Source organism: Bacteroidota bacterium, from assembly GCA_016711505.1.
Lineage (GTDB): Bacteria > Bacteroidota > Bacteroidia > AKYH767-A > 2013-40CM-41-45 > JADKIH01.
In genome coordinates, this window is the sequence record JADJSV010000011.1 from 1 (window position 1) to 14,753 (window position 14,753).

Genomic DNA, 14,753 nt, shown 5'->3' on the forward strand with positions numbered 1-14,753 from the left:
CCAAATAGTGGGCTTGACGAAACGGGTTGATGTTAAATTGGAAGTATAAGTGCAAACCTCTTTTGCAATTAGTTCTAAATTACTAGAAATAATTGTACTCTTTTTAATTAAAATCTTGTTATCATGGATCATTGACATTGTAAACTCTGTTTTTCAAAGATGCCAATTTGTTCTAGCATAAGCAAATGGAGAACTTCATTTTTTTTTTGCTTTTATAGCTTAAGAGTCAATATAAGTTGCCCGCCAAGCCCTTGCTGAATTATTTTCATGAGCGTCGAAAGCCGGATATCGGATACGTTGTTCTCAATACGAGAAATGTATGACTTGTTTGTACCGCATTTATCTGCAAGCTCTTCTTGTGTCATTCCAAGTTTGGTCCGCGCTTCTTCAAGCAAAGCACCAAGACGAAATGCTTCAAATTGTTGTTCCCAAAGTTCTCGCTTTGGTTGACCTTTTTTGCCATATTTCTTATCAAGTATTTTGTCTAAGGAGGTAATCTTTCTATTGTTTTTCATTTTGATATTCTTCCTTTATTTTAAGTGCCTTTTGAATGTCCGTTTTTGGTGTCTTTTGTGTTTTCTTTTGAAATGCGTTTCCATGAACAACTAAATTTCCTTTGTCGAAAAATGAGAAAATACGGTAAATATTACTCCCAACTTCAACACGAATTTCATAGAGTCCTTTAGTCCCTTCCAAATGTTTGAAATACTTTTCTGGAACTCTTTGAGTCACTTCAATTAATTTAAGTGTCCATTCAATTTTAATTTGCACATGGTCGGATAACCCATTATAAAAATTTAAGAAATAGTTCTTATAAGCTATTACTTGCCTGATTTTTTGCTGCATTGTAAAGTTAACTAATTAGACAACTAAATCAAAAAATATTTTCAAAACTCCCCCAAATCATCCATCGGACTTCTCAATTGATCAAACCCCTTTAGCGTAATGTGTGTGTAAATTTCTGTGGTTTTAATGCTTTCGTGACCAAGCAGACTTTGTATATATCGGAGGTTAGTTCCGGATTCAAGCAAATGAGTTCCAAAACTGTGTCGCAAGGTGTGAATACTGATTTTCTTTTTAATACCCGCCTTTCTGGCCGCATCTTTTACAATCTGCTGAGCACTCCTTTTAGAATATTGACCACCATCCGCCCCTTCAAATAGCCATTCTTTCGGTTGATATTGCTGAAAATATCTCCTGAGTATTTCCAAAACTCGCTCTGATAATATGGTCACCCGGTCCTTCTTGCCTTTGCCTTGCTGTATTCTTATCTGCATTTGAACAGAATCTAAATCTTTGATCTTTAATCCGACTATTTCACTTAGCCTCAAACCGGAAGAATATACCAGCATTACTAGCGCTCTGTGTTTGATGTTATCAATGCATTTCAAGAGTTGTTTCACTTCTTCCTGATTCAAAACCACAGGAAGTTTCTGCTCTTTCCTTGGCCTGTCTAGTAAATATATTTTCCTGTCTCCGTTTAACACACGCTCATAATAGAACTTGATTGCATTGATTGCCTGATTATGATATGATGAAGAAACTTTACGATCTACAACTAAATGCTGCATATATTTTGTGATCTGCTCTTGTGAAATATTTTCTAACGGATGATCTTTATAATAATTACAAAATTGCTCGAAGGCCGATGAATAAACCCTTAGGGTATTTTCGCTATTGTGTAACTCTTTCAATTTTGAAATATACTCTTCAGGACATTTTTTGTAATCTTTACTACTACGATCAGATTTGTACTTCGTAATCGTACTTGCCTTTTCTATTTCATAAAGAAATTTTAAATTCTTTCCTTTGGCAAATTCCTCCAACTCCTTTAAATAACTTTCTTGAAATGGAATACTTTGATATTTCAATTTTGAATTCCAACTGGAATAAGGATAAGATCTCAATTTCTTAAAAATATCTTTGTCATATGAAAAGTAAATTTTTAATCTTCCATTGTTCGCTCTTACAACAAGAAACTCATCTTTTTTAATTTCTCGATTTTCTGATGTATTTACTATAGAAATTTCTTCGTTGATCTCTATTGATAGGATACGTTCTTTAAAATAATCTTTAATTAATTCGAGATTCTTATCATAGTTTGGAATCACCCAATAGTAATTCTTCTTGTCCCAACGACTAAAGCGAAATGAAAGCATGAATCTCGTGTCGGTTTCACTTTTCGGTAACTTGACTACTATTTTCCTGCCACTAACAATTATCGAAACATTTCTATGTTTATTTGCATGATCCACTTCCGGATCATTCTTGGTATTTTGTGGATCTAAGTTTTGTTGAATCGGTTCCTTTGCAGAAATAATCTCAATATCCGGGCACCGTTGCTTTAATTCTGCAAATGCCTCTTTAGTATAAGGAATATGCCAGCTCTTCATTGTAGCACTCCATTTCGCACCGGTTATTTCTTTGATCAGTTGAGTCGACTCTTTCGAATTCGGAAATTCTACTTTTATCCTTTTTCATTCTTATGAATGATTGAACTTGCTTTCATCATAATATCTTTTTAATGTGAAGATATTTATGAATGAAGCTCCTTCGCGATTTGAAACCGAATTTTGTATTTTAATAAACAGCTTTTAAAAAATGTAAATGTTTTTCAAAATAATCAATGATAGATATTTCCCGCAGAGTTCCGCGGATTTTCGCAGACAAAAACACAGATAAGCTATGTATTAATTTTCGGAATTATGGAGCACTAACGGAGTAGTGTTTTAAGAAATGTTACTCCACACTTATGTGTCTTCATTCTTTCTGAATCTCAAAATACACTTCAATTGCCGAGATCAGCCCCGTAGGGGCGACCTGTTTGTAGAAAAAATGTGACATAGGTTTTATTTAGCCCTGTAGGGGCGACCTGTGAATTGCAAGACCGGTAAATCAAACGAATATAGATTACAAACAACCAATATTATATTTTCAAAAATATTGAATGCAAAAAAAAAACATGAATCGACAAATCACAGGTCGCCCCTACGGGGCTAAAAAAAATGACGTCTCTATTTGCTACAAAAAGGTCGCCCTTACAGGGCTAAAATTGAAAATAAATTCGAAGCGATAGAAGAGATCTGATTATTTTTCCAGGCTTCTTTCCTATATTAACCATTTTATATTTTATCGTTTGCAATGTTTATAATTTCATTTTATTTCTATTTTACCATTCCTCTTTAAACCTACTTTTACCTCATGAATTTCGAAGAAAATTATCCCGTCCTCAAAAGTGCCGACCTTGTTAAACTTACCGAAGAATTCGGTAGCCCGCTTTATGTGTATCATGCGGAAACCATAAAACGACAATATGAACGAATCACAAATGCATTCAGCAATGTGTCGCTCAAAATAAAATATGCTTGCAAAGCGCTGACGAATGTACAAGTGCTGAAATATGTACACAGCCTCGGGGCAGGACTTGATGCTGTATCTATTGAAGAAGCAATCATCGGGATCAAAGCGGGATTTACACCGAAGGAAATTCTGTTTACACCGAATGGAGTAGCTTTCGATGAGATCAAACAAGCTGTTGATATGGGACTTGTTATCAATATCGACAACATTTCTGTACTCGAACAATTCGGACATGAGTATGAAGGTCGTGTTCCTTGTTGCATCCGGCTTAATCCGCACATTGCAGCAGGAGGAAACTCACACATTCAAACCGGACATATCGATTCTAAATTCGGAATTTCTATTCATCAGCTCAGACATGTTTTACGAATTGTGACTTCATGCAAAATGAAAGTGAACGGACTGCATATTCATACCGGTTCGGAAATTCTTGACAGTTCTGTTTTCTTACGTGTTGCTGAATTGATGTTCGAAGAAGCAAAACAATTTCCGGATCTTGAATTTATTGATTTCGGAAGTGGATTCAAAGTCGCATACAAAGAAGGCGACTATACAACAGACATTGAAGAACTCGCAAGTGAATTTACATTGCTCTTCAATAATTTCTGTACCGACTATGGCAAAAAACTTGAACTGTGGTTTGAACCGGGAAAATTTCTCGTCAGTGAAGCCGGCGTTCTGCTTACTCAAGTCAACACTGTTAAACAAACGATGTCAACTGTTTTCGCCGGCGTTAACTCCGGACAAAATCATTTGATCCGGCCAATGTTTTACGATGCATATCATCATATAATCAATATCAGTAATCCAACCGGAAAACAAAGACTCTATACTGTTGTCGGTTACATCTGCGAAACGGATACGTTCGGTTGGGATCGCAAAATGGCCGAAGTCCGCGAAGGTGACATTCTTGCCATCCTCAATGCCGGCGCTTACGGTTTCTCAATGAGCAACAATTACAATTCCCGCCTCCGTCCCGCCGAAGTCATGATAGAAAACGGAAAAGCGAGATTGATAAGGAGGAGGGAGACGGTGGAGGATCTTCTCAAGACCCAGATCATGTAGGGCATTGATTATGAGTATTGTTGCAGGTTCCAAGTTACAGGTTTCAGGTTGCGACAACCTGAAACCTGTAACCTGCAACATACACTCTGTATACCCGAGTCAAATTCCTTTTAATTTTCCGTCCAACCTTCAACCCTATTGCTTAATTTCGCCTACCAATGTCCCTCCACTCCGAACAATTTCTCATAGACGCCGAAGACCGCGTGTTCAATAAAGAACATCGAAGGAAACTGGCGTTTAATATTCTTCAGTACGATAAAAAAGTTGTTGACGGAAAACTTCAGTACGACGATTTTGAAACTGCTCGTCAACGGGCAGCGATGCTGAAGTGGAAGGTGATGGAAAATCTCGATAAATATTTAACTGAGTTCGAATCGAATTTTTCTAAACGCGGAGGCAAAGTGATCTGGGCACAGGATGCTGATGAAGCGATATCTGAAATGATGCGCATCATGAAACATGCTAAAGCGAAAACTGTCGTTAAAGCAAAGTCGATGACTACTGAAGAGATTCATGTCAACGAAGCACTCACTGCTGAAAATATTGAATCGCTCGAAACAGATCTTGGTGAATTCATCGTTCAATTACGCAATGAATCTCCTTATCACATTGTAACTCCTGCAATGCATCTTTCAAAAGAAGATGTTGCAAAAACATTCAACGAAAAATTTAAACTTCCGCTTACAAGTACTCCTAAAGAGATCACTGCTTTCGTAAGAGAAAAATTGCGAGAGAAATATCAGATCGCTGATGTTGGAATTACAGGCGCAAACTTTTTAATTGCAGATTCCGGTTCTGTTTGTGTAACTGAAAACGAAGGCAATGCTTTAATGTCAATTGCTTTTCCTAAAATTCAGATCGCAATTGTTGGAATTGAAAAAATTATACCGACACTTACTGATCTCGATCTTTTCTGGCCTTTGCTTGCAACACATGGTACAGGACAAAATATAACTGTTTACAATTCTATTTCTACCGGTCCTCGACAAGACGGTGAGTTGGATGGTCCGGATGAGATGTATGTTATTCTTCTTGACAATGGCCGCACGCAATTGCTCGCACAACAAGAGCAACGTCAGGCATTATCCTGTATTCGTTGCGGTGCATGTCTGAACGGTTGTCCGATTTACAAAGGAGTAGGAGGGCATGCATACGGTTCAACTTACAGCGGACCGATTGGTTCTATCATCACTCCGCATTACAAAGGTATGGAAGAGTTCAAGCATTTGAGTTATGCTTCATCTCTATGCGGAAAGTGTACAGAAGTTTGTCCGGTGAAGATTGATTTGCATAAATTACTCCTGTATAATCGCCGCGATTCTGTTGAACAAAAATTAAATCCATTCTCCGAAAAATTTATTTTTACGATATGGAAAAAAGCAATGCTGAACAGAAGTCTGATGAATGGCGGCGGATCGAGAATAAAAAACTTTTTCTTAAGAAACTTTTTCCGTTCCAAATGGGGCGAAAGACGCGAATTGCCGGAAGTGGCACCGAAGTCGTTTAATGAGATGTGGAGAAATAAGTAAGTAGTAAGTGGTAAGTAGTGAATAGCACTACCAAAGTTTATCCTCTGCGTTGCTATATACAAAGGTTTAGGCTATGACAAAATTTTCATTGCACTTTTCGCCACTCTTTACTCACTAAAATGAAATATGCAATTGAATCCATTTTACCTTTGCAACTCAGCACTCACCAGAATTATAAATGCACTTAAATCTATGTAACCTTTGCAACTCACCACTTACCACTCACTACTCACCAAAAAAAAAGCCCACCCCCCGGCAGACTTTTTCATTTTCATGTATTCAGAATCTCTTATTGAAAACTCAGTCTCTGATTTCTTTCGGCTAGTAATTGCATGATCACTTTGTAATCTGCAAGTGATACCGGACGAACGTTCAGGATCTGGTCTACTTCGACATGTTGTGCAATGCGGCGACATGTTTCTTTGTCGTAGCGATCGAAAGCACTTTTATATGCATTCATCTGTTCTTGCGGAATGAAGAAAAATTCTACTTCTGCTTTTTCCAGATTGTATTTATTGATAACGATTCCCGGTTCTTTACGTCCGTCTCTGAATGAAAACATGCTGTAAACATGTATGAAGTCTTGTATCTCAATTGTTGTCATGTGTGGGTTGTTGTTGAATTGTTTAACGAAAGTAGGTCTGAAGCTGTCCCTCATCAATTTCGTTTGGTAAACACCGAACAATGATGGATGAATGGGAGTCAGGCTTTGGTTATTGGATTTTGTTGATGCTTGAAATAATTAAAAAAACATTCCACAGTTAGGAATAATGGGCTTTTAAACATGAATTTAATGGATTTCCGCGATTACCGGCATTTTGACCTCTGAATTAAAAGATAAATTAATGGGTTTCAGGATTTTGTCGATTTAAAAAATTGCGATAAATCTTATAATCCCGCTTTAGTTAAAAATAATCTTCCCTGTAATCCCATTAATCCATTAAATCCTGGTCAAATCCTGGTCCTAAATCAAAGTAAAAAACCCGCGGGCTGCGTTCCCTCGGGTTTTTATAAAAAGGTTAGAGAAAAATTGAACTAATGTGAAAAGCTGCCACAAATATGGGACATATTAACTACATACCCTATACCTACTACTAGTAGTATTTCACATCATTTTTATGCGATTTTTGGGCATTATTCCATATAATTACGTTGAATTTATACTAATAAGTTGATTATTAATAGAGTAGAATGTTTGCTTGAGAGAAGTTTGTCTCTCCACTTTCGGAAATTATTTACTGGTATAGTAAATCCTGATCAGCCCGGCTAAATTCTTCGCCTCGAGTTTTTTCATGATCTGTTTCCGATGAAGATTTATTGTATGGATACTTATATTCAGCTTTTTCGAAATTTCAACTGATGAATGTTCTTCAACGATCAGATCCAGAATTTCAAGTTCGCGTGACGACAGATTTTTGAATGCTTGCTTTGGAGAATTCTCTTCCAACTCCTCACGTAATTTTTTCAGATAATCCAGTTCGACGTATGTTTTACCATCAATCACTTTTATGTTTCCTGCTTTCTGTTCCGAGATCTTTTGATTCATTAAATTCTGGTCGATCAATCGGAATGATCCAAAAATAAGTTTGATCCGGCCTTCTTCGTCACGTTCTAGTACATTTGAATCAGTATCAACTGATACATATTCACCTTTTGAATTTTTTATCCGGAAGGTATTTGTGTATTCAACATGATCATACAAAGCACCTAATTTATTTTTCATTATCACCCATTCGTTGTGACTTGCAAATAATTTAGTAATATCATCAGGATGTACAATAGAAAAAAGAAATAACCACCCACCAAGATTGAAATGAATAGGCTGCCATCCAAGTATTGTTCTAACAGAATCACTTGTGAAGGCATATCTTCCGGTTTGAATATTGGTCATAAACCACACAGCATCATTCCTACTATTCATTGCCCTTAGAATACTTTCTTCAAATAAATTATTTTTTAATAATTCACCGTTTTTTTCCGGATAAAGTAATATTAAAACCTTTCCAACTTTAAAATTTACATTCCAGATATTAAATGCGATAAATGAAATTTTCTCTGATGAATTCGAAAAATTAAATTTCTCAGTAGAAACACAAATTAAATTATTGCTGAGAGCTGAATCAATTGATTTTTTTACACCCGTACTTACTAAAGAATTTAAATTTAATGCACTCTTATCCTTTCTATTGTAACCTGATGAAGTCAGAAAGTGATCATTTGCATAAACAACCTTTCCTTCAGGATTTAAAATAAGAACTTTTTCCTCGGTAAAGGATAAAACTTCTTTCATTGAAAAATATAATCTTTAAGCGAATACATAAAAATACTTTGTCAGGTTAAAATGAACTGATTTGATTTTTGTACAAGTTCAGCTGTATTTTTGGCATTCATCTTTATCATCAGGTTTTTCCGGTAGGAATTTACCGATGTTATTTTAATACAAAGAATATCTGCAATTTCTTTTGTAGATAAACCATCGCGTACAAGTTGTAAGATCTCCTTTTCTCTTTGTGATAATTGTACCGGATTAAATTTATTCTTTGTCTTACCGGTCAATAATATTTTATCGAGTTCTTTCTTGATTGACAAGTCGAACTCATCCTTATCCTGAACATTATTTTTTTGTTCATCAGAAGCAACTCTTGAAAAAGTCATCAGGAATTTCGGATTCTGATCCAGATCACGTTCAATCAGAATACTTTCAGAATACATTTTTAGGAATGTACCATTCTTATGACGTTTTCTGTATTCATAAATTATTGGCTTATGGTCATGAATAAATTTTTCTTTTTTTCTTAATTCCATTTCACGGATAAAATGTTCTGTGATCATTTCTGCATCGTCCGGATGAGTTAATGAAACAGAAAAAGCCCAGCCACCATCGAGAAAATCTTTTTGGGTCCAGCCTAAGATCTTCTCAACTGCCTGCGAACAAAAAATATTACTTTTTTTCGCAACATCACTGATGTAAATTATTTCGCGGGAGTGGTAGTTAAGTGATTTTAATAATGCACTGCGTTTTTCGAAATACAGGTTGTCATCCGGAACAGAATCCGGATTTTTAAATACGACCTGCAACCCAATTGGCATTGAGTTCAGATCTAATAGTAATGAAAAGCATAATATAAAAACCCCTTCAATACCGTCTTTCTTTGTGCAGATTTTTGTAGTGACAAAACTTTTTTGTGTCGCTAAGTATCTGATGATCTCATCAAGATAATTCGAATCTTTAAAACAATCTGTAATGGATTTGTTTTTCAGATCTTTCCTGTTATCACAATTCATCAATTTGCAGGCTGCTGAATTTACATACGAGATCTTTCCTGAGAGATTTGCAATAATAATCCCGTCGAGAATCAATTCATACATTGGCCTGTTTGGCTCAACAAAATTATTTATTTCATTCATGAAAAAAGTAAGGCACGCATTAGTTCAGTTCCAAATTTAATAATAGGAACTATATATGCAAATGCAAAAAGGTCGGATGAAAGTTAAAATCAGTAAATCCTTTAAATCGAAGTGAATTCCCAATTATATTGATCTAATTCCTGAGAACATTTGGTTAACAGATCGATACAATTGGCAATATCATCCTGGTTTGCCATTTCTATGACCTGATGAATATGTCTTGTCGGAATACTTATCGCGCCCGCAATTGACCCTGTTTTCCCCATTCTCTGGATTCCGGCTGTATCAGTTCCTCCAGCCTGTAAAATTTCAGGCTGCCATTTGATCGAATGTTTATCGGCTGTCTTTTTCATAAAGTCGATCATCCTGTAATCGCAGATAGTTGACGAATCCATGATCTTGATTCCGGCGCCTCCGCCAAGGGATGTAACTTTCTCATGCGCCTGCGCTCCCGGAACATCAAATGCAATTGTAGTATCCAGACCAAAACCAAAATCCGGTTCTATCTTATGTGCTGCTACACTTGCACCACGGATACCCACTTCTTCCTGTACTGTGAATACTGCATACAGATCGTAAGGAAGATCTTTCATCAGTCGCATCGATTCTATAAGAATGAAAACAGAAACCCTGTTGTCGATCGATTTGCAATTCACGCAGTTTCCCATTTCAATCAATTCGCGCTGACGTGTAATCGGATTTCCTATTCGGATATATTTCTCAACTTCTTCCTTTGGCATTCCAAGGTCAATGAAGTAATCTGTTATTGCTGTAACTTTATTTCTTTCGTCAGCCGTCATGATGTGAATAGGTTTACTACCCATTACACCGATCAGGTCTTTTGTTCCATGAACAATTACCCGCTGTGCTGTCAATGTCTTGGGATCAAATCCGCCAAGCGTATGAAACCGTAAAAATCCATTGTCGTCAATATGCGTTACCATAAATCCGATCTCATCCATGTGAGCAGCGATCATCACTTTCTTTCTTTCACGGCCTTTTTTTATGGCAGTGACATTTCCCATATTGTCTACACTAACTTCATCAGCCAGACCTTTGATTTCACGTAATACAATTTCACGAATCCGCTGCTCATACCCCGGAGCGCCGGCTGTTTCGCAGATTTCTTTTAGTAGGGGGATGTTGAGTTTCATATTTTGTTACAGTAGTAAATTCATTTGCAATGGGAAGTTTGTGTGTGGTGTTTAGATCGCCACACTCCACACTTCACACTTTTTTTGAGTACTTTATTTGATAAACTAAATTGAGTTTGAGTTTGAGTGTGAAGTGTGAAATGCCACACTCCACACTCCACACTCAAACTGTTACTTCACCCGGCCAAGTTTAATCATATTTGTCCTCCCTTGTTCTTCCAAAGGAATACTAGCAAGGTTAATTATAATATCATCTTTATTCACATACCCTTTTTCTTTCAGAATATTCTGAAGTTCAATTATTGTTTCGTCGGTTGTGACGACGTGATCGTAGAAAAATACACGAACACCCCAGACTAAACTTAATACATTCAACATATCGGGAACATCTGTAAAGATCAGAATGTCGGCATCAGGACGTTGTGCTGATACTTTGTATGCAGTGTATCCTGATCTTGTCATTCCGACTATTGCGCGTGCACCAACTTGCGATGCCATCACACATGCATTATAACATACCGAATCAGAAATAAAAGTATCGCTGGTTACGCTTGGTAAATGTTTTCTGTTGTAATAATATCCTTTTGCTTCGACTTTTGCAATGATCGTTCGCATGTGTTCTACAACACGTACCGGATACAAACCTACTGACGTTTCTCCACTCAACATCACTGCATCAGCTCCGTCAATTACTGAATTGGCAACATCATTAACTTCTGCTCTGGTTGGAGTATAACTTGAGATCATACTCTCCATCATTTGTGTTGCAATAATAACAGGTTTGCTGGCCTGAATGCATTTGTTAACTAGCATCTTTTGTATCAACGGAACTTCTTCCATCGGTAATTCAACTCCAAGATCTCCACGGGCAACCATCAATGCATCGGTTTCGTGAATGATGTGATCGATCTCTGATAATGCTTCCGGCTTTTCTATTTTAGCGATCACACGACATTTTCTTCCTGCTTGTTTGATTCTGTTCTTCAGATCAATAATGTCTAATGGACTTCTTACAAATGATAAACCGATCCAGTCGACATTCTGCTTCAATGCAAATTCAAGATCATGCAGATCTTTTGGAGTAAGGCTTGGCAATGAAATTTTTGTCTTCGGAAGATTTACACCTTTTCGTCCGGATAATTTTCCGCCACTTTCCACAAGTGCAATTACTTCGTCTGTATGATTGGTTTCAAGTACATTCAAAACAATTTTTCCATCGTCGATCAAAACGATATCTCCAATAGCTACATCTTTTGCAAAATCTTTGTAGTTCATGTAAAGTCTTTTCGCATTCCCTACACATTCATGCATAGTGAATACTACTTTCGAACCATTCTCAAGAAAGATCTGATTCCCTTCAACTTCACCAATGCGTAGTTTTGGTCCCTGAAGATCGACTAGTATAGAGGTGTGTAAATTCAATTCCTTGTTGAGGTCACGGATCGTATTTATCACTCCTTCATGCACACTGTCTTCTCCATGCGATAAATTTAATCTGCAAACATCTACTCCTGCAATCATCATTTTTCTCAATACTTCATGCGATGATGATGCCGGTCCAATCGTTGCAACAATTTTTGTTTTATTAAATGGTACTTTGTTCATTATTTATTTTAGAATAGTAAATTGTCTTTTGATTTTAATTTTAATACTTCAAGCTTGTAAACCCCAAGAAGAATTCTGATGTTCTTCAATTTTTGAAGTAATTCACTTTCATCAATTCTTGTCTTATCAGGACGAATCAGAAAAAGATAATCCAGTGCTTTCTGCTCAGGAAGTAATACTCCTTTCGGACAACGATTGGAAATAAGATTATACCTGTCGCCTTCTTCATTTGTAAATTCATAAAATGAAAAAGCATGATCTTCCATTCTCTTATTATTGAAAACAGTGTAATCATCTTTTTTCATCATACTAATTCCAAGTGTTCTATTTAATTCATGACACAACCTGTAATCACGGTGCTGACAAGCCAATCCGATCAGTATAAAATCGTAATCGTCTTCATTAGTGAATTTTATGACGGTCTTGGCCATGTTGGTTTGCGGGTACGAATATCGACAATTTTTGGGTGAGTAGTGAGTGGTAATTAGTAAGTAGCACCAGTTTCTTTATAACAATCATTGTCATATAAAGAGAAACTGTCCATTTGAATGGATCCTTTTTCCAAATCAATGAATATTCCTGAATAATTGTAAGTGGTGCTAATTACCACTTACTACTCACCACTTACTCCAAGTGCAACGCCAGACAAACCTTCTCCGCAGCGATCTGCTCTGCACGTTTTTTGGAAAAATCTTCACCACGCGCTTTTTCTACACCATCGACAAGAACCCGTACTCGCAATAATTTTTTCCCTCCATTGTCAACTTCTTCTATTAATTCGAATTCAACAACTTTTCGCTCTCGTTGCGACCAGTTGATGAGTTTACTCTTGAAATTCTTATCCTGCAATTCAATCTCTTCCAGATCTATATGATGTCTGACGATACGCTTTAAAACAAATTTTTGTGCAGTATTATATCCTTTGTCGATATAAATAGCGCCAATCAATGCTTCAAATGCATCGCCATAAGCAGATTTATTTTTTGCAGCGGGGTCAATTGAGTTGATCATAAAATGATCTATGCCCAGTTTCAATGAAAGTTTATTCAGATGTTCACGGTTAACGATCTTACTTCGCATTTCGGTCAGAAATCCTTCTTCTCTGAAAGGAAATTTTTTGAAGAGTAATTCAGCTATGATCGCTCCAAGGACTGCATCACCTAAATATTCCAATCGTTCGTTACTTATCTTTGCACCATTATGATGTTCAGTAGCAGTTGAACGATGCCGAAAAGCAAGATGATACACGGCAGGATTTCCGGGAATGAATCCAAGAAGATTTCGCAGTGATCCGACAAATTTTTTGTCCTTGGAAAAGAATAAACGAATAGTAGATATTACACTCAAGCAGAAGTGTTTTTATTCTGAGAAATTATCAAACGTACTTTTTGAAAATAACAGAAGCATTGTGTCCACCAAAACCAAATGTATTGCTTAATGCTGCACGTACTTCACGCTTTTGAGCAGTGTTAAACGTCAGATTAAGTTTTGGATCGAAAGCAGGATCATCTGTAAAGTGATTGATGGTAGGAGGAATAATGCCATGAACAATTGCTAAAATACTTGCAATCGATTCAATCGCACCTGCAGCACCAAGTAAATGGCCTGTCATTGATTTTGTTGAACTGATATTCAATCGATATGCTTCCTGACCAAAAATAGTCTGGATCGCTTTTATTTCCTGTGGATCTCCGATTGGAGTAGAAGTGCCATGAACATTGATGTAATCGATATCCGATGGTTTCATTTCCGCATCTTCCAATGCTGCACGCATTACATTTGCCGCTCCGATTCCTTCAGGATGTGGAGCTGTCATATGATAAGCATCTGCCGACATACCTCCGCCGACAATTTCTGCATAGATCTTTGCACCACGTGCTTTTGCATGTTCCAGTTCTTCAAGGATCAGACATCCGGCACCTTCACCTAAAACAAATCCATCGCGGTCAAGATCGAATGGTCTTGATGCAGTTTTAGGATCATCGTTTCGTTGTGATAATGCTTGTAATGCATTGAACCCGCCAATACCAACTTCATTTACTGTTGACTCTGATCCACCGGTTACAATTATATCGGCTTTACCTAAACGTAAGTAGGTAAAGGCATCATTGATCGCATTGGTTGATGAAGCACAAGCTGAAACAGTTGTAAAGTTAGGACCACGAAAACCATACTTGATTGAAATATGTCCTGATGCAATATCAGAGATCATTTTTGGAATGAAGAATGGATTGAATCGCGGAGTTCCATCACCTAATGCAAATGCTGTGACTTCATCCTGAAAAGTTTTTAATCCTCCGATTCCTGAACCCCAGATCACACCAATGCGGTCGTGATTCGCTGTTTCAAGATCGATCTTTGCATCTTTGATTCCCTGATCTGCAACTACCAACGCATAGTGAGAAAAGCCATCGAGCTTACGACCTTCTTTTCTTTCAAAGAAATCGTTTACATCAAAGCCTTTCACTTCACAAGCGAAACGTGTTTTGAATTTGGATGCATCAAACTTAGTGATCATGTCAGCACCGCTGACACCATTAACTAATCCGGTCCAATAATCTTGAACATTATTCCCAAGGGGAGTAAGAGCGCCAAGGCCCGTTACGACTACTCGTTTCAGTTGCATTCCTGT

13 protein-coding genes are annotated in these 14,753 nt (G+C 37.1%); 2 read left to right on the forward strand and 11 right to left on the reverse strand.

Annotated features, from left to right (window positions below; genetic code table 11):
* Positions 1–212 precede the first annotated feature (212 nt).
* Genes IPL24_12100 through IPL24_12110 form a run of 3 tightly spaced genes read right to left on the reverse strand, consistent with a single transcriptional unit; the run spans position 213 to position 2,159 of the window.
* Positions 213–521, reverse strand: a complete 309-nt coding sequence (locus tag IPL24_12100) for a helix-turn-helix transcriptional regulator (GenBank protein MBK8364376.1) — start codon at positions 519–521, stop codon at positions 213–215.
* Positions 502–846: a type II toxin-antitoxin system RelE/ParE family toxin gene (locus IPL24_12105; protein MBK8364377.1), complete on the reverse strand. Its 345-nt coding sequence runs from the start codon at positions 844–846 to the stop codon at positions 502–504. The genes IPL24_12100 and IPL24_12105 overlap by 20 nt, the downstream gene beginning before the upstream one ends.
* Before the next feature lie 41 nt (positions 847–887).
* Positions 888–2,159 carry a tyrosine-type recombinase/integrase gene (locus IPL24_12110; protein ID MBK8364378.1) on the reverse strand — a complete coding sequence of 424 codons (1,272 nt, stop codon included), beginning with the start codon at positions 2,157–2,159 and terminating at the stop codon, positions 888–890.
* 1,042 nt (positions 2,160–3,201) lie between these two features.
* On the opposite strand from IPL24_12110, the gene lysA reads away from it, so the two are divergent.
* Positions 3,202–4,425: a diaminopimelate decarboxylase gene (gene lysA / locus IPL24_12115; protein MBK8364379.1), complete on the forward strand. Its 1,224-nt coding sequence runs from the start codon at positions 3,202–3,204 to the stop codon at positions 4,423–4,425.
* A 158-nt stretch (positions 4,426–4,583) separates the two neighbouring features.
* Positions 4,584–5,954 carry an iron-sulfur cluster-binding protein gene (locus IPL24_12120; protein MBK8364380.1) on the forward strand — a complete coding sequence of 457 codons (1,371 nt, stop codon included), beginning with the start codon at positions 4,584–4,586 and terminating at the stop codon, positions 5,952–5,954.
* A 289-nt stretch (positions 5,955–6,243) separates the two neighbouring features.
* Here the strand turns inward: IPL24_12120 and IPL24_12125 are convergent, their stop codons facing one another.
* The 8 genes from IPL24_12125 to fabF form a co-directional block, all read right to left on the reverse strand.
* Positions 6,244–6,558 carry a hypothetical protein gene (locus IPL24_12125; protein ID MBK8364381.1) on the reverse strand — a complete coding sequence of 105 codons (315 nt, stop codon included), beginning with the start codon at positions 6,556–6,558 and terminating at the stop codon, positions 6,244–6,246.
* A 627-nt stretch (positions 6,559–7,185) separates the two neighbouring features.
* Complete coding sequence (locus IPL24_12130; GenBank protein MBK8364382.1) at positions 7,186–8,244, reverse strand: PAS domain-containing protein; 1,059 nt, start codon at positions 8,242–8,244, stop codon at positions 7,186–7,188.
* A 41-nt stretch (positions 8,245–8,285) separates the two neighbouring features.
* Positions 8,286–9,362, reverse strand: a complete 1,077-nt coding sequence (locus tag IPL24_12135) for a PAS domain-containing protein (protein MBK8364383.1) — start codon at positions 9,360–9,362, stop codon at positions 8,286–8,288.
* Positions 9,363–9,463: 101 nt separating this feature from the next.
* Entirely contained in the window at positions 9,464–10,516 is a 1,053-nt protein-coding gene (locus IPL24_12140; protein ID MBK8364384.1) for a M42 family metallopeptidase, read from the reverse strand.
* Positions 10,517–10,687: 171 nt separating this feature from the next.
* On the reverse strand, positions 10,688–12,121 hold the full coding sequence (pyk, locus tag IPL24_12145; GenBank protein ID MBK8364385.1) for a pyruvate kinase: 1,434 nt from the start codon (positions 12,119–12,121) through the stop codon (positions 10,688–10,690).
* 8 nt (positions 12,122–12,129) lie between these two features.
* Positions 12,130–12,552 carry an IPExxxVDY family protein gene (locus IPL24_12150; GenBank protein MBK8364386.1) on the reverse strand — a complete coding sequence of 141 codons (423 nt, stop codon included), beginning with the start codon at positions 12,550–12,552 and terminating at the stop codon, positions 12,130–12,132.
* A 193-nt stretch (positions 12,553–12,745) separates the two neighbouring features.
* Positions 12,746–13,468, reverse strand: a complete 723-nt coding sequence (rnc, locus tag IPL24_12155) for a ribonuclease III (GenBank protein MBK8364387.1) — start codon at positions 13,466–13,468, stop codon at positions 12,746–12,748.
* A 28-nt stretch (positions 13,469–13,496) separates the two neighbouring features.
* On the reverse strand, positions 13,497–14,747 hold the full coding sequence (gene fabF, locus IPL24_12160; GenBank protein MBK8364388.1) for a beta-ketoacyl-ACP synthase II: 1,251 nt from the start codon (positions 14,745–14,747) through the stop codon (positions 13,497–13,499).
* Positions 14,748–14,753: the final 6 nt, after the last annotated feature.

Bases quoted from the DNA above. Each gene is read 5' to 3' on its own strand.
- IPL24_12105 (MBK8364377.1), bottom strand. From the start codon at position 846: ATGCAGCAAAAAATCAGGCAAGTAATAGCTTATAAGAACTATTTCTTA.
- IPL24_12130 (MBK8364382.1), bottom strand. From the start codon at position 8,244: ATGAAAGAAGTTTTATCCTTTACCGAGGAAAAAGTTCTTATTTTAAAT.
- fabF (MBK8364388.1), bottom strand. From the start codon at position 14,747: ATGCAACTGAAACGAGTAGTCGTAACGGGCCTTGGCGCTCTTACTCCC.
- IPL24_12140 (MBK8364384.1), bottom strand. From the start codon at position 10,516: ATGAAACTCAACATCCCCCTACTAAAAGAAATCTGCGAAACAGCCGGC.
- IPL24_12150 (MBK8364386.1), bottom strand. From the start codon at position 12,552: ATGGCCAAGACCGTCATAAAATTCACTAATGAAGACGATTACGATTTT.
- IPL24_12135 (MBK8364383.1), bottom strand. From the start codon at position 9,362: ATGAATGAAATAAATAATTTTGTTGAGCCAAACAGGCCAATGTATGAA.
- IPL24_12110 (MBK8364378.1), bottom strand. From the start codon at position 2,159: ATGCTTTCATTTCGCTTTAGTCGTTGGGACAAGAAGAATTACTATTGG.
- IPL24_12125 (MBK8364381.1), bottom strand. From the start codon at position 6,558: ATGACAACAATTGAGATACAAGACTTCATACATGTTTACAGCATGTTT.
- pyk (MBK8364385.1), bottom strand. From the start codon at position 12,121: ATGAACAAAGTACCATTTAATAAAACAAAAATTGTTGCAACGATTGGA.
- IPL24_12120 (MBK8364380.1), top strand. From the start codon at position 4,584: ATGTCCCTCCACTCCGAACAATTTCTCATAGACGCCGAAGACCGCGTG.
- lysA (MBK8364379.1), top strand. From the start codon at position 3,202: ATGAATTTCGAAGAAAATTATCCCGTCCTCAAAAGTGCCGACCTTGTT.